The 17,462-nt window shown below is 70.0% G+C and carries 17 protein-coding genes, 1 tRNA gene and 1 pseudogene; 13 read left to right on the top strand and 6 right to left on the bottom strand.

All coding sequences use genetic code 11. From position 1 onward, the window contains the following. The 7 genes and pseudogenes from QZ271_RS11730 to prmC all read left to right on the top strand — a co-directional run. Positions 1-194: pseudogene (locus QZ271_RS11730) on the top strand (1-acyl-sn-glycerol-3-phosphate acyltransferase); the annotation flags it as partial. Then, the gene (locus QZ271_RS11725) at positions 194-1,294 is read left to right on the top strand and encodes a glycosyltransferase family 2 protein (RefSeq protein WP_291431661.1); all 1,101 of its coding nucleotides are present in this window, start codon (positions 194-196) and stop codon (positions 1,292-1,294) included. The pseudogene QZ271_RS11730 and the gene QZ271_RS11725, both read left to right, overlap by 1 nt. Positions 1,295-1,533: 239 nt before the next feature. After that, entirely contained in the window at positions 1,534-2,970 is a 1,437-nt protein-coding gene (locus QZ271_RS11720; protein WP_291431659.1) for an NAD(P)/FAD-dependent oxidoreductase, read from the top strand. Then, positions 2,958-4,109 carry a cytochrome P450 gene (locus QZ271_RS11715; RefSeq protein WP_291431663.1) on the top strand — a complete coding sequence of 384 codons (1,152 nt, stop codon included), beginning with the start codon at positions 2,958-2,960 and terminating at the stop codon, positions 4,107-4,109. The genes QZ271_RS11720 and QZ271_RS11715 overlap by 13 nt, the downstream gene beginning before the upstream one ends. A gap of 117 nt (positions 4,110-4,226) precedes the next feature. Beyond that, complete coding sequence (locus QZ271_RS11710; protein ID WP_291431657.1) at positions 4,227-5,429, top strand: DUF418 domain-containing protein; 1,203 nt, start codon at positions 4,227-4,229, stop codon at positions 5,427-5,429. A gap of 59 nt (positions 5,430-5,488) precedes the next feature. Continuing rightward, a complete protein-coding gene (locus tag QZ271_RS11705) occupies positions 5,489-6,070 on the top strand; it encodes a protein jag (protein ID WP_291431655.1) in 582 nt (193 codons plus the stop codon). Between the two features lie 4 nt (positions 6,071-6,074). Continuing rightward, positions 6,075-6,929 (top strand): peptide chain release factor N(5)-glutamine methyltransferase, encoded by an 855-nt coding sequence (gene prmC / locus QZ271_RS11700; protein WP_291431653.1) that lies wholly within the window; start codon positions 6,075-6,077, stop codon positions 6,927-6,929. 23 nt (positions 6,930-6,952) lie between these two features. Here prmC and QZ271_RS11695 read toward each other — a convergent pair whose 3' ends face one another. Further along, positions 6,953-8,044, bottom strand: coding sequence for an acyl-ACP desaturase (locus tag QZ271_RS11695; protein WP_291431652.1), 1,092 nt, complete (start codon positions 8,042-8,044; stop codon positions 6,953-6,955). 313 nt (positions 8,045-8,357) lie between these two features. On the opposite strand from QZ271_RS11695, the gene QZ271_RS11690 reads away from it, so the two are divergent. Both QZ271_RS11690 and QZ271_RS11685 read left to right on the top strand, forming a co-directional pair. Next, entirely contained in the window at positions 8,358-8,813 is a 456-nt protein-coding gene (locus QZ271_RS11690) for a peroxiredoxin (RefSeq protein ID WP_291431650.1), read from the top strand. Further along, the gene (locus QZ271_RS11685) at positions 8,813-9,802 is read left to right on the top strand and encodes a ParA family protein (RefSeq protein WP_291431649.1); all 990 of its coding nucleotides are present in this window, start codon (positions 8,813-8,815) and stop codon (positions 9,800-9,802) included. Before QZ271_RS11690 ends, QZ271_RS11685 begins: the two co-directional genes overlap by 1 nt. 285 nt (positions 9,803-10,087) lie before the next feature. Here the strand turns inward: QZ271_RS11685 and bshB1 are convergent, their stop codons facing one another. After that, positions 10,088-10,822, bottom strand: a complete 735-nt coding sequence (bshB1, locus tag QZ271_RS11680; protein WP_291431647.1) for a bacillithiol biosynthesis deacetylase BshB1 — start codon at positions 10,820-10,822, stop codon at positions 10,088-10,090. Between the two features lie 122 nt (positions 10,823-10,944). Between bshB1 and QZ271_RS11675 the strand changes: the two genes are divergently transcribed. The 3 genes from QZ271_RS11675 to QZ271_RS11665 all read left to right on the top strand — a co-directional run bounded on the left by QZ271_RS11675 (position 10,945) and on the right by QZ271_RS11665 (position 12,980). Next, a tRNA-Thr gene (locus tag QZ271_RS11675) sits at positions 10,945-11,019 on the top strand. Between the two features lie 323 nt (positions 11,020-11,342). After that, the gene (gene rpoZ / locus QZ271_RS11670; protein WP_055363817.1) at positions 11,343-11,642 is read left to right on the top strand and encodes a DNA-directed RNA polymerase subunit omega; all 300 of its coding nucleotides are present in this window, start codon (positions 11,343-11,345) and stop codon (positions 11,640-11,642) included. An 84-nt stretch (positions 11,643-11,726) separates the two neighbouring features. Continuing rightward, a complete protein-coding gene (locus tag QZ271_RS11665) occupies positions 11,727-12,980 on the top strand; it encodes a sodium:proton antiporter (protein WP_291431641.1) in 1,254 nt (417 codons plus the stop codon). A gap of 71 nt (positions 12,981-13,051) precedes the next feature. Here the strand turns inward: QZ271_RS11665 and QZ271_RS11660 are convergent, their stop codons facing one another. From QZ271_RS11660 to QZ271_RS11645, 4 genes are all read right to left on the bottom strand, one after another. After that, positions 13,052-13,618, bottom strand: a complete 567-nt coding sequence (locus tag QZ271_RS11660; RefSeq protein WP_291431639.1) for a peptidylprolyl isomerase — start codon at positions 13,616-13,618, stop codon at positions 13,052-13,054. Positions 13,619-13,676: 58 nt separating this feature from the next. Continuing rightward, entirely contained in the window at positions 13,677-14,423 is a 747-nt protein-coding gene (locus tag QZ271_RS11655) for a metallophosphoesterase family protein (RefSeq protein ID WP_291431637.1), read from the bottom strand. A gap of 69 nt (positions 14,424-14,492) precedes the next feature. Next, on the bottom strand, positions 14,493-14,981 hold the full coding sequence (locus QZ271_RS11650; protein ID WP_291431635.1) for a flavin reductase family protein: 489 nt from the start codon (positions 14,979-14,981) through the stop codon (positions 14,493-14,495). A 219-nt stretch (positions 14,982-15,200) separates the two neighbouring features. Further along, positions 15,201-16,790: a family 10 glycosylhydrolase gene (locus QZ271_RS11645; RefSeq protein WP_291431633.1), complete on the bottom strand. Its 1,590-nt coding sequence runs from the start codon at positions 16,788-16,790 to the stop codon at positions 15,201-15,203. A gap of 136 nt (positions 16,791-16,926) precedes the next feature. Between QZ271_RS11645 and QZ271_RS11640 the strand changes: the two genes are divergently transcribed. Then, positions 16,927-17,361: a hypothetical protein gene (locus tag QZ271_RS11640; RefSeq protein WP_291431631.1), complete on the top strand. Its 435-nt coding sequence runs from the start codon at positions 16,927-16,929 to the stop codon at positions 17,359-17,361. The last annotated feature ends 101 nt before the right edge of the window (positions 17,362-17,462 follow it).

The raw sequence follows: 17,462 nt of genomic DNA, 5'->3' as shown, positions 1-17,462 counted from the left end.
GGCTGCCGGTGGCGGGGCCAGACCTGGAGGGTGCCCTGCAACGTGAACTGGCCGCGCTGGACGCCGAGCTGCTAGGCAGCGACCCGGAGGCGCCGCCCGCCGGGTACCTGCGGGCCGTGCCGGGCCGCGCGAGCCGGTCCGGGCGGGTGGACCGTGCTTCGGCGCTGCTGACGCTGATCACCGGAGACCGCTGATGGGTGCCTGGCGACGGGCGCAGCGGCCCGTGCAGGCGCTGCTGCTGGGGTGGCTGGCGACCAAGGGGGCGGTGCTGGCCGTGAACGCCGTGACCTTCCCCCGCCTGCGCCCGGCGCCCACCCCGCGCGGGGGGCCGCGCGTGTCCATCCTGATTCCCGCGCGCGACGAGGCGCACAACCTGCCCCGCACCCTGCCCGGCGTGCTGGCCCAGGGAGCCTTCGAGGTTCTGGTGCTGGATGACGGCAGCCGCGACGGGACCGCCGACGTGGCCCGCCGCCTGGGCGCGCGGGTCCTGCCGGGTGCGCCCAGACCGGACGGCTGGAACGGAAAACCCTGGGCCTGCCAGCAACTGCTGCGTGCGGCGCGCGGCGAGGTGCTGATCTTCACGGATGCGGACGTGGACTGGCACGCGGGCGCGCTGGGCGGCCTGCTGACCGAACTGACCTGTTCGGGCGCGGACCTGCTGAGCATCCAGCCCCGGCAGGCGAACGTGGGACTGGGCGCGCGGCTGCTGACACCCCTGGTGGACGCGGCTGTGCTGTCGTACTTCCCGTTTCCGCTGACGCGCCTGCGCCGCGCCATGACCTCGATTGCCAACGGGCAGGTCATGGCGTTCCGCCGCGCCGCGCTGCGCTCCGTGGGCGGGTACGCGCCCGTCCGCGCCGAGGTGCTGGAAGACACCCGCCTCGCGCAGCACCTGGGCGCGCAGGGCTTCCTGGTGTCCACGGCGCTGGGGCGCGCGTGCATCGGCGTGCGCATGTACCGCACGTACCCGGAGTCGGTCGCGGGCTTCAGCAAGAACGTCCTGCCGCTGCACTTTCACTCGCGGCCCCTGCTGCTGCTGAGCGCCGCCGGGCACCTGGGGGCGTACACCCTGCCCTGGCTGCTGCGCTCCTGGCTGCGCGGCCCGGGCTGGACGGCCCTGCGCGTGGCAGGAGTGCTGGAACGCACCCTGGTCAGCCTGGTGGCGGGTCGCCGCGCCCCGGCCGACCTGGCCGAGGGGCTGCTGGGCCCCCTCACGCCGCTGCTGGCGCTGCCCGTGTACCGCCGCGCCCTGCGCCGCACCGTCATCTGGAAAGGCCGCGAATACCGGCAGTGACGGACTGATACGGACTGCGGCTCCAGACCGCGCAGGGGCGTATGCTGTTCCCACTCGCATCCGCTCGGATTGATTCAGAACTGCAGCGAATCAATCGGAATCCGTATTGCCCCTGTCCTCCCTTGCCCTCCCCTGAGAACCCACAGCGGCGCAGGTTCTCCCGGTCGCTCCTGCCCGCACTGCGCCCCTACCCGCTGCTCTATCCTCAGCAGCGTGAGGACAGGTCGGGGCGTGAAGGCGTGAGGCGGCAGCCGGGGCATGTCGCGGTGATCGGGGCGGGCTTCGCGGGGCTGGCGGCGGCGCTGCGGCTGGCGCGCGCCGGGGTGCGGGTGACGGTGCTGGACGCGCTGGAGGGGCCAGGCGGGAAGGCGGCGCTGGGCTTCCCGGAGTTCTCGAGCGGGCCGACGGTCGTGACCATGCCGCAGGTGTTCCGGGCGCTGCACGCACGCCTGAACCTGCCGGCGCCCGCGCTGGAAGCCGCGCGGCCCACCACCACGTACCACGGGGACGGCCGGGTGTTCGCGCCCGAGGCGCTGCACGTGGCGGGCAGCCTGGACTCCACGCTGGCGCAACTGTCGCTCGCCGAGGGACGGCGCTACGCGGCGCTGCTGGCCTCGTCGCGGCGCATGTACCTGGACGCGCAGGACACCTTTCTGTTCGCGCCGCCGCCCGGCCCGGCCCGGCTGGCCCGCTACGCCCTGACGCGGGGACGGCGGGCCGCGCCGCAGGTGCCGCTGCGCCGCCTCGTGCGTTCCGGGTCGTTCATGACGCCGTTCTGGTTGCGCTTCGCCACGTACCTGGGCGCCGACCCGTACCGCGCGCCCGCCGTGCTGCACAACATCGCGTGGGTGGAACTCGGCTACGGCGTGTGGCACCTGCGCGGCGGCCTGCTGGAGCTCGCGCGGACGCTGCACGCGCGGGCAACGGCGCTGGGCGTGCGCTTCGAGTTCGGCACGCACGTCACCAGCCTCAGCACGCACGGCGGTCAGGTGCTGGGCGCGCACACCAGCCAGGGGGCCTTCGCGGCGGACGCCTGGGTCAGCGCCGCCGACCGCGCCCTGACGCTCTCCTGGCTGGGAAAGAGCGAGAAACCCACGCCGCGCGGCGTGAGCGGCTTCGCGCTGCAACTGCGCCTATCGGAGGACCGGGGCCGCTCGCATCACATCTACTGGCCGGCCGAGTACGCCCGCGAATGGCAGGACATCCGCGCCGGGCGCCTGCCGCGCGACCCGACCCTGTACCTGCACCTGGACGGCACGCGCGCCTTCATGCTCGTGAACGCCCCACCGGACCCGGGCCTGACGGACGACCCGCGCGAGTACGGCGAGTTGCTGCTGGCACGCCTTCAGGACCGCCTGCGGACCAGCGAGGGTGGGCCGCTGCCCGTGCAGGAGTGGCGGGCGCTGTCGCCCGCCGAGTACGCTCGCACCGCCAAGGCCGGCGCGCTGTACGGCCGCGCCCCGCACGGCCTGAGCGGCAGCCTGCGCCCCGGCTGGCAGCTGCCGCACGCCCGGAACCTCGCGCAGGTCGGCGGGACCGTCCACCCCGGCGGGGGCGTGCCCCTGAGCATCCTGAGCGGCTGGAACGGCGCGGGCCAACTGCTGGGCCTACCCTTCGACGACCTGGACGGGCGGCGCGTGCCGCAGGGGACGGAGGTGTGGCCATTCGGACTTTGAGCACACTGCCCGAACCGCCGACCCGTCCGGGGAACGGGCACCTTCAGGACTGGGCGCTGAGTCCCCTGCCGCTGATCGGGGAGGGTGCGGCGCGGGCGCGCTCGGCGGGCGTGGATGTGTTCCGGTTGCGGCTGGGCCTTCCGGCGGTGGTGGGGGTGGGCGCCGCGTGGAACCGGGCGGTGCTGACCGACCTGGGCACCTTCCGCAGTGCGGGAAGCCTGTCGCGGATCGTGCCGTACCTGTCGGGCGGGGTGATCCTGTCGGACGCGCCGGAGCACGGGGGGCGGCGCGCGCTGATGAATCCGGGGTTCGGGCGGGCGCACCTGCTGGCCTTGCAGGCGCGGACGCGGGCGGCGCTGCCGGGCGTGCCGGACGGGGAGTTCGATGCGCTGGCCTGGGCGGACGGCGCGGCGCTGCATTTGCTGAATGCCGCGTACTTCAGCGGGGAGTTCGACGCCGGGCTGCTGCACGCGTTCCTGGCGCCGCTGCGCCGTCCGTTCCCGGTGCCGGCGATTCCACGTCCGCTGCTGTTCGCGCGGGTGGACGCCGAGTTGCGCCGCCTCGCCCGCGTGCGCCTGACGGAGCGGGGGCATGACGATCTGCTCGCGGTGCTGGCCCCGCTGCCGGGCGGGCTGGAGGAGGCGCGGGTGTCGCTGGCGGCGGCGCATGACACGACCACGCACGCGCTGGCGTACGCGATCTGGTTCCTGGCGCAGCAGCCGCAGTGGCACGCGCCCGAACATCACGCCGCCGTGCTCAAGGAGGTGCTGCGCCTGTTCCCGCCGGGCTGGATGGGCAGCCGCCGCCTGGGCCGCGACCTCGACTGGAATGGCGTGCGGTTGCCGCGTGGGGCGCTGGCGCTGTACTCGCCGTACCTGAGTGGGCGTGATCCGGCCGTGTGGGACTGCCCGGACGGGTTCGATCCGGGCCGCTGGGCCGCCAAGCCCCCCGCGTGGGCGTACCTGCCGTTCGGGGGCGGCGAGCGGCTGTGCCTGGGCATGCACCTCGCGCAGATGCTGATTCACGACGCGCTGGCGGCGCTGCCGCCCCTGCGGGCCGTGCGGGGCGACCCGGCGCCGCTGCCGGGCCTGACCCTCGGGCCGCGCGGGCCGCTCGTCGTGCAGGCAGGCCGCGCATAGCCTTGACCGCCGCTGCATACCGCGCTATGCTTTTTATCAACACCGCCCTCCGGGGCGGATTTTTATGGCCGCGCAGCCTTGCCGGATGCGGGGCGGGTCGCCTGCTAGCCTGCGGGCATGACCGAGCCCGCCGCCTCGCCGCTGCCCCCTGACGCCGTTCCGCCGCAGCCCGCGCCGCAGGAGGCCCAGCGGGGGCCGGTGCAGGACCGCTCGCCGTTACCGGACGTGCTGCGCGGCCTGAGCCTGCTGGGCATCCTGATCGTGAACATGCAGGACTTCGCGGGCTTTCTGGAGTGGCGGCAGACGGGCCTGGACCGCGCGGCGCAGGTGGTCACGGACGTACTGGCGAACGGGCGGTTCATCTCGATCTTCGCGATGCTGTTCGGGTGGGGCGCGGCGGGCCTGCTGGCGCGGCACGGAGCGGGCGTGTTCCTGCGGCGGCACGCGGCGCTGCTCGTGGTCGGCGCGGCGCACTTCATTCTGGTGTGGCACGGGGACATCATCAGTCTGTACGCGCTGGTGGGTCTGGGCCTGCTGGTGACCGTGCGGATGAAGACCCGCACGCTGCTGATCCTGGCGGGCGTGCTGGGCGCGTGGTACCTGGCCCTTGACCTGCTCGCAGCCCTGGGCAGCCAGGGCGAGACGGGCACGCGCTGGTCGAGCCTGCCGGACCTGAGCAGCACGTACGCGGGGAACGTGGCGGCCCGCGCCGCCGAGTTCTCGCCGGAACTGCTGGGGAGCGCGCTGTTCAACGGCCCATGGCTGCTCGCGCTGTTCTGCCTGGGCGCCGCGGCGCAGCGTTCGGGACTGCTGCTGCGCCCGCACGAGCACACGCGCACGCTGCGGGGGCTGGCGGTGGGCGGGCTGGCGGTGGGGTTGCCGCTGGGGGCGCTGCTGGCGTACCTGAACACCCGCCCGGAGTACGCGGCGGGCGCACTGGCCCTGCCGGTCAGAATGGGCGGCGGGCTGGCGTCCGCGCTGGGGTACGTGGGTGTGACCGGGCTGCTGGCCGCGCGGGGGCGGCTGGGGTGGCTGCGGCCCCTGGCGGCCAGTGGGCGCACCGCCATGAGCGGGTACCTGACGCAGAGCGCCTTGATGACCACCCTGTTCTACCCGTACGCGGGCGCGCAGTTCGGGCGGTGGGGCGCGGGGGCTGCCCTGCTGCTCTCGCTACTGCTGGGGCTGGCGCAGGTGCCCCTGAGCGCGTGGTGGCTGTCTCGGTTCCGGGCGGGGCCGCTGGAGTGGCTGCTGCGGCGCGTGGTCTACGGCCCACCGCGCCGGGGTGATGCGCCGGGTGTCGGGAGCCCCCCGGTGGGTTGACGGGGTGTGAACGACAGGTGCGGCAGCCCGCATGAGGGGGCCGCGCTAGACTGAGGGGTATGGATAACCGCACGAACCTCGACGATTACCTCGCGGGGCTGGGCATCAGCGACGCCGACGAGAGCGAGGCGCCGCGGCCCGCTCCGGACGCTGCGCTGAGCGCCACTCTCACGCCAGAGACGCCCGAGGACCCCAGGACCGCCCTGGAAGCCTTCCTGACCGGCCTGCTCGTCCGCATCGACCCGGACCTTCAGGTGAGGGTCACGCAGTCGGATGACGCGCTGGAAGCCGAGATCACGGGTGAGAACGCCGCGAAACTCGCCGGCCGGGACGGCCGCACTCTGGGAGCCATCGAGGTGCTCGCGTACACCGTGCTGGCCAAGCAGGAGGGACGCGGGAACCTGCGCGTGCGGGTGGATATCGGCGGGTACCGCAAGCGGCAGGCCGAGGCGCTCAGCCGGCTGGCCGAGCGGCTGGCCGTGCAGGTCGCCAAGAGCGGCGAGGCGCACGAGTTGCAGCCCATGTCGGCCTCCGAGCGGCGCGTGATTCACATCACCCTGAAGGAGAACCCGGACGTGATGAGCGAGTCCATCGGGGAGGGCGACGCCCGGCGACTGATCATCAGACCCCGGCACGGCTAGGCGCGTGCGGCTGCGCGAGCTGCTGCTGTCCGGCGTGGCGCGGCTCGGCGGCGCGGGCGTTCCCTCCCCGGAGGTGGACGCCCGCGAACTGCTGCTGAGCGCCCTGCACCTGACACCCACGGCGCTGCTGACGCGCGCGCACGAGCCGGTCGGCGCGGAGGGTCAGGAGCGCTACGCGGCGCTGCTGGACCGCCGGGCGGCGCGCGAACCGCTACAACACATTCTCGGTGAGGTCGAGTGGGGCGGCGTGCGGCTGCGCAGCGATCCGCGCGCGCTGGTGCCGCGCCCGGAAACCGAGTGGCTACTGCACCTGCTGCTGCCGGGCGTGCAGGCCAGGAGTCAGCCGCGCGTGCTGGACGTGGGAACCGGCACGGGCGCCCTGGCGCTGGGCGTGAAGGCCGCCTGCCCCGGCGCGGCCGTGACCGCCACGGACCTCAGCCCCGGCGCACTGGCCCTGGCACGCGAGAACGCAGCCCTGAACGGCCTGGAGGTCACGTGGGCGCAGGCCGACCTGCTCGCGGGCGTACCCGGCCCGTTCGACCTGATCGTCAGTAACCCCCCGTACCTGCCGGACGGGGACCGCGCGCACGCCGACCCGGAGGTGCAGCGCGACCCGGACATGGCGCTGTACTCCGGCCCGGACGGCCTGACCCTGGCCCGGAGGCTGGCCGCGCAGGCTCCGGCTGCCCTGGCGGCGGGCGGGGAATTGTGGCTGGAACTCGACCCGCGCAACGCCGCCACGCTGGCAGACGAGCTGCGCGCGCAGGGCTGGGAGGCGCAGCTGCACGCTGACCTGACCGGCCGCGAACGCTTCGTGCAGGCGCGGCGGGCCGAGCGGCTGGAGTATCGATACCGGTAGAACCCGGGGTCGATTTGCGTTGGTCAGTCGTCGGCGGCCCCGGTGCCGGCGGGTTTTTCGGGGTTCTCGATGAATTCGGTCGGGTCGTACAGGTCGAAGCCGATTTCCTGCTCGTACTCCTGGATTTTCAGGTGCAGGCGCCTGACGTCGCCTTCCACGGCGCCGTAGTCGAAGGTGTCCCAGATGGCGGTCGTCTTGAAGTTCCCGCCGTCGAAGTCCGGGACCTCGCGGGTCTTGCGGATGCCTTCTTCCAGGGCCTTGCGGCTCTCGATGCCCATGTTGCGGAAGGCCACCTGCATCACGTCACGCTGGAAGTCGCGGGGGCCGTAGATGCCGGCGCGGTACACCGTCTCGTAGAAGTGCTCCCAGCTGGGCACCAGGGTCGCGGCGGGCATGCTGAACTGCCCGATCACGTTCTTGATGGCGTTCAGGGTGCGTTCCGGGTAGTAGTACAGGTACATGCGCACGCCTTCCAGGAAGAAGTTGTAGTGCGCGGCCTCGTCCACGGCGATGGTCTGCGCGACCTTCGCGAGGACCGGATCAGACACGCCTTGCAGGTGAGGCTTGTCGCTCTTGCCCTGCGCGATTTTCATCATGTTCAGGTAGTTCAGTTGCGTGGCCCGCTCCTGGAACACGGTGTACACGAGGTTGTGAATGGCGTCCGGGAACGGCAGTTCCCAGGTCTGGGATTTCAGGCGGTCCTTGTACTCCTCGATCCACTTGGGGCTGCGCTGGCCGCTGAACAGCACGGCGTTCTCCCAGGCGTCCGCGTGCTTCTCTTCCTCGCTGCCCCAGCGCATCTGGAAGTGCGAGCGGCCGTGGCTGCGGCGCACGAGGTGAATCAGGTTGCTGGTGAAATCCGGCGCGTACTGCTCGACCGCGAAGAAGCCTTCGATGACGGTGATCAGTTCCTTGGGAAGGTTCTGGTTCAGGGCGCGCCAGTCGAAGGAGCGGTCCGGGTTCCAGTTGCGGGTTTCCTGACTGCGGGCGGTGTACCAGCGGTACAGGCCCAGGAATCCGCGTTCGATCAGACGGTCCTTCTCGGCGTTGCTCAGCAGCGCTGCGGGAGTGCGCGGGCGGTCGTTCAGCATGTTGGGGGGCATTACGTCAGCCATTGGGAACTCCTCCTCGGGGCCGTCCCGGCTGGGGTGTGAACGGAGCACGCAAACAGGCGCACACGCCAGAGGTGCAGGCGCCGGGGACGGTACCCACCCAGCGTAATCCCGCCGACCGCGCGCACCCATGAACCGGGACGCAGTTCAAAGGTGCTGCGCGGGCGGGCGGGCGCGGTGCTGGGCGGGCGGGCGCGGTGCCGGGGCGGGCAGGTACCGTCCCCGGCGCTCAGACTGGACAACGCCGGGCGTTCAGGCCGGACAACCGACGGCAGGTCAGGCGGCGTGGGGCGGCGCGGCCCGCTACACTGCGGGCATGAGCCTTGTGGGACAGCCTGCGCCGGACTTCACCCTGCCCGCCTCGACCGGCGAGCAGATCACCCTGAGCAGTTACCGGGGCCACAGCGCCGTGGTGCTGGTGTTCTACCCGCTGGATTTCAGTCCCGTGTGCTCCATGCAACTGCCGGAGTACTCGGGCCGCCAGGATGATTTTGCGGATGCCGGGGCGGTCGTGCTGGGCGTGAACCGCGACTCCGTGCACGCGCACAAGGCCTGGGCGGCTGAGTACGGCATCGAGGTGCCGCTGCTGGCCGACATGAAACTCGACGTGGCCCGCGCGTACGGCGTGGCCATCGACGACCGGGGCATCAGCGGCCGGGCCGTGTTCCTGATCGACCGCTCGGGCGTGATCCGCTACCAGCACGTCGAGGAGAAGACCGGGGATTACACCGTGCGGCCCGAGGCCGTGCTGGCCAGACTGCGCGAACTCTGATGGCCCCGGTCGTCCTGAGTTTTATCAACCTGAAGGGCGGCGTGGCGAAAACCACAGCGACCGTGCAACTGGCCGACACGCTGGCGTTCATGAAGCAAAAGCGCGTGCTGGTCCTGGACCTGGACCCGCAGACGAACGCCACCCTGGCCCTGATCGGCGAGGAACGCTGGCAGAAAGCCGACGAGGACGGGCAGACGCTCGCGCACCTGTTCCTGGACCTGCTGCGCGGCGACGGCACCTTCACCTTCGACGCCAGGCGCGCCACCGTGCGCGGCGCGAGCAACCTCAACCGCGTGCCGCCCGAGGTGATGGACCAACTGCCCGCGCAGTCCCGTTACGGCCGCGTGGACCTGCTGCCCAGTTCCATCCGGTTGATTGACGTGCAAGACCGCATGGCGGACATCGCGGGCCGCACGCACTACTCGACCGGCCCGATGGAAGTCGTGAAGAAATTCGTCGCGCCGCACTTCGACGGGTACGATTACGTGCTGATCGACTGCCCGCCCAACCTGGGCTTCGTCACGCAAAACGGCCTGGAAATCAGCGATTACTACCTGATTCCCACCATCCCGGACCGCCTGAGCACCTACGGCATTCCGCAGATCGCCGGGCGCATCGCCGAGATCCGCCGCGCCCGCAACCTGCGCCTGAGCTGCCTGGGCGTCCTGATCACCAAGTACCAGAGCGCCAGTAGCCAGCACCGCCAGGGCCTGCAACGCCTTCCAGACGACCTGAAACGCGCCTTTGCCGGCACGGGCGAGAGCACCCCCCCGATCCTGACGACCGTGCTGCCCCAGACGAACGCCAGCGCCGAGGCCATGACCTTTGAACGCAAACCCGGCAACTACCGCGAAAAATACGGCGGCGGCGTGGTCGCCGGGCAGGGCGCGTACAAGTACGGCCTGGACCTCGCCGACGAGATTGAGGACCTGCTCGCCAGCCGCCCACACCCCACCCTCCCCTACCAGGACTGGCCGCAGGAGGGCTGAGACGGACTGCGGTTGATTCGGTGCAGTTCTGAATCAATCCGAGCGGACGCGAGCAGGAACAACAGACGGACTTCGCGGTATGGAGCCGCAGGCGGTGCTTTTCCGACTGTGGCGCAGTGGAGCGAAGTCCGTCTGAGACGGACCGCGGTTGAAGGGTCTGTGCAGCTCCTTCAAAGCGAAGCGAGTGGAAGCAGAACGGATTCCGGGCGTGGAATGGGCAACCCGGTGTGGTGGCGGGTGATGAACGAAACAGACGCGGCCGTATGAGCGGCAGGCCGGGGCGACCTACAGCGCCAGGGGGTCCACCAGCAGCGCCGAGTCCGCCTCGAAGGCCTCGGCGTAGCGCACGCGCGCCAGGGTGCCCCAGTACGTCAGGCGGGCGCGGCGACGCTCCACGATCTCCGGCGTGACCGTCTCCGAGATGGCCGCCCCCGAGAACTGACTCTGGTGCGCCAGGATCGCCGCCGCCCAGGTGTCCTGCACGGCCTCCACGTCGATCAGCACGTTCGGGGTGATGTCCGCGTTCCCCTGGTACAGCAGCACCCGCCCCACCCGGTGCGGCTCTCCCCCCAGGTCCGCCTTCGCCAGTTGCGCCAGATGCACGGCCCGCTTGCTCAGGTGGTACGTCCCGAAGTGATCCGGGTGCCGGTCACGGTGGTGCGGCACGACCAGCACCCGGGGCCGCACTACCCGCAGCACCGACGCCAGCGCGTGCGCGCCGTCCAGCGTGTCCCGCAGTTCGCCGTCCGGCAGGCCCAGTTGCCCGCGCCACGTCAGGCCCATGATGGCCGCCGCGCGGACGCACTCGGCCACGCGCACGTCCGGCGTGCCCTGCGTGCCCCGCTCGCCACGCGACAGCTCCAGAATACCCACGGCCCGTCCCGCGCGGGCCAGCCGGATCAGCGTGCCCCCCGCGCCGATCTCCGCGTCGTCCGGGTGCGGCGCGAGGCACAGCCAGTCCAGCGGCCCTGCCACACCATGAATCGTCTCGAACGCCTCCGGAGTCCCCGCGGTTGCCATGCCCGCCAGCATAGGGCCACAACCAGCCCCGCACCCGGTACCGCCACACTGCGCCTTGACACTCCCCGACGCACTCCCTATACTTTTTGAGCTTCCGTCGGAAGTACTCCAACCTGTATCCCGCCAGTGTAGCTCAGGGGTAGAGCAACTGATTCGTAATCAGTAGGTCGTCGGTTCAAATCCGACCTCTGGCCCCACAGAAAACGCCCTCCAGGAGAGCGTTTTTTCTTTTGACATGAAAGTGGGAAAGGCCCCTTTGGCGCCCCCATGCTTCACGCGTGCGCTACCGGGTTAGAAAAGCTTTTTCAGGTAGGGAGTAGGCCTCCACGGCCTCGTCCTTCTCATCCATGAGTGTCATGCAGCAGGTACAACGCCTGAACAGGTGGCGGCGCGATTGGCCCGCGCGGGGGGCATTGTGGGGCGGGCGCTTGGTGTCCTCGCCCCCGCTGGGCTACAGTGGGGGGCTGACGGAACACACCCGCCTCACGCGGGACGGCAGTGTTTCAGGGAGGTTGCGAGAATGGCGGAAAAAGACATTGACAAGCTGTTGTCCATGACGGACAGCAAGTACCGACTGAGTGTGGTCACGGCCAAGCGCGCCCTGCAGTTGCGTTCCGGCGCGCCGAGCGTGCTGCCGGTCGAGCAGCGCGTGCGCCACCGGAACCTGGTGACGCAGGCCATGCGGGAACTGGCGACCGGGAAACTCACGGTCGGCACGAACCTGATCGACGAGCCACGCTTTCAGCAGGATTACGTGCGGCAGCGTCAGGCTCAGCTTCAGGCTCAGCTGAACGCCGAACGCGAACGCGAACGCGACTGAACCCGCGACCAGTAGGACCGACAGCGCCCCAGTGTGGGCGCTGTTTGCGTTCACCGGGCGGCGCGGACGGATATGGTGGGCAGCATGTTGAGTGCGTTTGCCATCCTGCTGTGCGTCACGGCCCTGCTGGCGTTCCTGAACGAGCGGTTCCTGCATTTTCCGACCACGGTGGGCGTGACGCTGGCGGGCGCGTTGGCGAGCATCGTGCTGATCGCGCTGGACGCGCTGGGCCTGCCGGGCCTGCGCGGCTGGGCGTCGGGCGTGCTGAGTACGCTGAATTTCACGGAGTTCGTCCTGAACGGCATTCTGAGCGTGCTGCTATTTGCGGGTTCGCTGAGCCTGAACGCGGGGCAGCTGCTGCGGCAGCGGGGCAGCATCCTGACGTTGGCGTTCCTGAGTACCCTGATCAGCACCTTCCTGATCGGGTTCGCGGCGTACGGGGTGTTCGCGCTGGTGGGCCTGAACGTGTCCCTGATGTGGTCGCTGCTGTTCGGCGCGCTGATCAGCCCGACCGACCCGGTCGCGGTCCTGGACCTGCTCAAGCGCGCGAAGGTGCCGGTGAAGATCGAGACGCTGATCGCCGGGGAGAGCCTGTTCAACGACGGGGTGGGCGTCGTGATCTTCCTGGCACTGGCAGGCGCCGCCGGGATCGGCGGGCACGCCGGGGATGTCAGCGCCGGGAGCGTGCTGGCCCTGTTCGCCCGTGAGGCGCTGGGCGGACTGGCGTTCGGAGCGCTGCTGGGCGGCCTGGGGTACGTGATGCTGCGCAGCATCCATCAGCACGCCGTGGAGGTCCTGATCACGCTGAGCCTCGTGATCGGCGGGTACGTCGCGGCGGCCGCCCTGGGCATCAGCGGGCCGCTCGCGATGGTCGTGGCGGGCCTGCTGATCTCCGCGTGGAAGGAGGACGTGTTCAGCGACAGCACGCGCGGGCACGTCGAGGGCTTCTGGGAGACGATTGATCAGGTGCTGAACATCGTGCTGTTCACGTTCATCGGCCTGGATGTCCTGCTGACCGAAACGACGGGCGCGCAGCTGATGGCGAGCGCCCTGCTGATCGTCGTGGCGCTCGCGGCCCGCTGGATCAGCGTGGCCATCCCGTTCTCGCTCCTGCGGGTGCGGGAGGGCTACGGGGCGTACACGGTGCGGCTCCTCACGTGGGGCGGCCTGCGTGGAGGGATTGCCATCAGCCTCGCGCTGGGCCTGCCGGACAACCCGTACCGGACGCACGTGGTGACCGCCACGTACGTCATCGTGCTGTTCACCATCGCCGTGCAGGGCCTGACGATCATGCCCATCGTGCGCCGCGCCGTGGAGGCCTCACCGCACGAGGGTTGATGGTCAAAAGTTGATGGTTGATGGACTGGGGATTGCCCCGATCTATCAACCATCAACTTTCAACCCTCGACTTATTTCTCGACGAGGTACGCGGTTTCGATCACGTCGGGCGTGCCGCGCATGCCGGGCTCGATGCGGGTCAGGCGGTCGAGCACGTCCAGGCCTTCCACGACCCGGCCGAACACGGTGTGACGGCCGTCGAGGTGGGGGGTGTCGGTGAAGGTGATGAAGAACTGGCTGCCGTTGGTGTTCGGGCCACGGTTGGCCATGCTCAGGACACCCTTGCCCTGGTGGCGGTGCTGGTTGTGCTCGTCCTCGAAGTCGTAGCCGGGACCGCCCGCCCCGGTGCCGGTGGGGTCACCGGCCTGCGCCATGAAGCCGTTGATGACACGGTGGAACTGGATGCCGTCGTAGTAGTGGTGGCGCAGCAGGTACGCGAAGCTGTTCACGGTGACGGGCGCGTCGTCGGCGTGCAGTTCGACGACCATGCGGCCCTTGCTGGTCTCCAGCACGGCGCGGTAGCTCTTGCCGGGTTCGATGCCGTCCCCGAGTTCCGGGGCGGCCTTGAAGCTGGTCTGGCGCTCGGTGCTGAGTTCGGGGGTGGGCGTGAAACCGTCTGCCTGGTAAAGGTCGCTCATGAGGCACAGTCTACCGAACGCGCGCAAGCAGGGGCGCAAACGGGGGTGCACAGGACCCTCAAGGACTGGATGACTCGCCGGTGCGGGCGCGGCGTTTCTGGTACGCGCCGGTCAGGAGTTCCGCGACGTACTCGCGGGTGAACGGCATGTCGCTGGCCTCGGCGGCGCTGATTTCCTCGTCGCGGTCGTACGTGAGGCGCACGAAGGTCGCGGTGTGGTTGGGACTGTGCGGGTCGAATTCAAGGATCAGGTAGCACGGCAGCGTGGAGTCCAGCGGGTTGCCCACGCTACCGCAGTTGATCAGCGGGCGGCCCTCCACGTCCAGCAGCAGGGCCTCGTGCATGTCGGCGTACACCAGCGCGTCGGCGTACTGGGTCAGGCCGTGCTGCGGGTTGGGCGCGAAGGCCTCGATCTGGTCGTGCAGGCTGCTGTGCGGGTACAGGCGGTGAAACAGGCCCCGGCTGCTGGCATGCACGAAACGCCACCACGCGCCCCCGAACTGCTCCTCGATCCCGTAGGGCAGTTCGCCCAGGTACGTGAGTTGCGCCGGCGTCAGGCGGCTGCGCGGCCAGAGGTCCTGGGGGCGGTGGGTGGCTCCGGCCACGCGGGCGTCCCAGTTACCCTGAATGACACGCGTGGCGTGCGCCTGCGCCCAGTCGAGCACTTCGCGGGGGCGGGGGCCCTTGCCGACCAGGTCGCCCAGAATCCAGATGTCGGTCAGACCGCGCCGCTGAAGGTCTGCGTGAACCGCGAGCGTGGCCGCCAGATTGGCGTGCAGGTCCGCGAGAATGGCGAGGCGAATCATAGTCCGGAGTGTAGCCCACCCCCCCTCGCCGCCCGGACGCACCTCCTCTGCGGTGGAGCGCAGTCCGTCTTACCCCAGCTCGTGGTACTGCCCACGGAAGTACACCAGCGGGTCGTCGTCGGTGTAGCGGCTGTACTCCACGAAACCCATGAACAGCGTGTGATCGCCCGCCGTGATGGCCTGCTCCTTGCGGCACACCAGTTGCGCGACGCTGCCACCGATCAGGGGCAGACCTTCATGCTCGAACCACGGCACGCGCTCCTCGGGGCCGGGCTTCCCGGCAAACTGATCACTCAGGTGCCGCTGCGTGGCCGACAGGACGTTCACGCCGAAATGCGTGACCGACTCGCCGGACAGCAGTGCATGCATGTGCGCCCGCGTGTCCACGCCGACCAGAATCAGCGGCGGCCTCAGGCTGACCGACACGAACGCGCTGGCGGTCATGCCCCGGCGCGTCTGGCCGTCCGTGGCGGTGATGACCGTGACGCCGCTCGCGAAGCGGCCCAGGGTCTGACGGAATTCCGTGGCGTTCAGTCCGGCAAGGGGTGTGTCACTCATGCGGCGAGTGTACCCGCCCCGCCCGCAGGGGATGGACCCAACGCGCGCCGGGTGGGTTCCTGCTTCCCTGTTCTTAAACGGATTCCGCTCCATTCCACCACAGTCGGAAAAGCGCCGCCTGTGGCTCCATACCGCGAAGGGGCGTCTGCTGTTCCTATTCGCGTCCGCTCGAATTGATTCAGAATTGAACGGTCCTTGCAGCCCATCACGGAGTCCGCATTACTGCCTGACGGGCATGACCGGCGTATCGCGGACCAGCAGGTTCGGGAGACGCACCACGCCCCGCTCGGGAATGGTGTCCGCCCAGCGCTGACCGCTGACACGCACCTCGGTCTTCCCGGCGGGCAGCGCCGCGAACCCGTAGTACCCCAGGACGTCCGTGACGCTTTCGGCCACTACCTGACCCTGCTGGAGGGCCTGCACGGCGCGGCCTCCCGGCGTGGCCGTGCCCGTCACGCGGCCTAGCAGTCCACGCACGGTGGGCGGCGCGTCCGTCCAGGCCAGCGGGCGTTCCAGGGGCATGCCCGGCTCGCCCAGGGCCGCCGCGATGGCCTTCAGGCCCTGCGCCGCCAACTCGCGCTGCCCGTACACCGCGGCGGTCGGCGTGCGGTACGAGTACCCCACCCAGCCCAGCCCGGTCTGCACGGTCCGGCGGGCCTGCGCGGCCGTGATGTCCGGCGCGTTCAGGTACATGGCCGTCCCGGCCGCCAGGGCCGTCCGTGCGCCGTCCGGGCGGTCACGGACCGACAGCGCAAACGCGTTCCAGCCGTTAAACCAGTCGGCCTGCGGGGCGACCGTGTCCCGCTTGTAGTTCATCAGAACGTTCAGGTCGATCAGGCCGCTCTGCATCCACGCGGGCCAGTCCTGAAGCACGTCCCCGTACGTGCGGGTGCGCGCAAAGCCACCCAGGTCGCCGGGGCGAGGCGCCGTCAGGTACGTGATGGTCGCCGCGCTGACCCACGCGTCCGGCCGCAACGACTTGACCTCCAGCGTGATCCGCCGCACGAGGTTCGTGACCTGCTCGCGCTTCCACGCGGCCCACTGCGGGTCGGTCGTGGCAGGCGTTCCGGCGCGGCCAGTCTCGGCGCGGTAACGGGCCAGGGTTTTCGGGTCGTAGCCCCACGTGCCCCCGTCCGGGTAGCGGATGCGGTCCAGTTGCACGCCATCTACCGGGTAATTCCGGATCAGACTGACGACCGCCTCGGTCATGTACGCCGCCGCATCGGGAATCGCGGCGTCCAGCCACGTGTCGCGGCCCTCCTGCCAGGTGCCGTCCGGGCGGCGCGCCACCCAGGACGCCGCGCCCGCCTGCGCGCCGTGCCCGCGCAGCACGTGGGCCGGGCTGGTGTTCGGCGCGGCTGTGTTCCCCACCCCGGTCACGCTGACCCACGCGATCACGCGCATCCCGCGCGCGTGCGCCAGCGTTGTAATGACCTGCAGCGGATCGAAGTTCTTCTCCAGGTCCGGGTCGGTCACGGTGGGCACGCTGGCTTTCAGGCACAGGCAGTCGGCGCGGCGGATGGCCTGCACGAACAGCGTGTTCACGCCCATGCGCTGCGCGTCCACGACGGTCTGCGCGACCTGCGCCCGCGTCTTCAGGCCCGGCCCGAACGCATCGATCCACAGGCCCCGCAGGTTCGCGCCCGGCTCGGCAACCGGCGCGGCGGGCGCAGACACCACCAGTGCAGGGGCCGCAGAAGTGGGTTCTACCGGAGCGGGCGCGGTGGGTGCGGTGGCCTGAACGCCCCCCAGGGCCAGCGTGCAGGTCAGGATCAGAGGCGCGGCGCGGCGCAGCAAAGGAGGCGTCATAGTGGTTCCCGGCAGGCTAGCGCACCCGCCTGAAGGGCGCATGAATACCCGCCGCTCACTTGCGCATCCGGGCAGCCTGTTCTCGTGTTACGCTCGAATGGCACCACCAATAGCCCCCCCCACCGGAGGAAACATCATGAAGAAACTTACGCTGCTGGCCCTCGTCGGAACCGTTGCCCTCTCCTCCTGCAATCAGGCCCCTGATGTCTCCGGTAAGAGCGTCTCCAAGGCGTTCACGGACATGAAACTTTCCGGGTACACCACTCCCTCCGGCACGGCCAAATACGTGGACCTGAACAGCGGCGACCGTGTGACCACCCTGACCCTCAGTGGCCTGAAAGCCAACACCAACTACCTGTCGCACTACCACAAGATGGGCACCGCCAGCACCGACCCCTGCAAGTCCGGCGGGGAAATCGTGGGCGGCGTGCTGGGCACCGGCACCAGCGACGCCAACGGCAAGCTGACCATCAAGGGCCTGCAATCCACCGCTGACCTGAAGGACGCGAAGTACATCAACGTGCACGAAGCCAGTGCCCTGGCAAACGTGCCGGTCTGCGCGCCGCTCTGATCCGTTCCCACTAAGTACGTTGAAGCGTAACTGCTCAGCACGATAAACACGGCAAAAAACGCTTGTTCCCGTTTTGTATGAGCATAATAGTTACTGCAAAT

It is taken from the genome of Deinococcus sp. (assembly GCF_018260555.1).
Taxonomy (GTDB): Bacteria; Deinococcota; Deinococci; order Deinococcales; family Deinococcaceae; genus Deinococcus.
The sequence above is the reverse complement of the archived record's forward strand: the minus strand, read 5'-3'. Positions and strand labels throughout refer to the sequence as shown.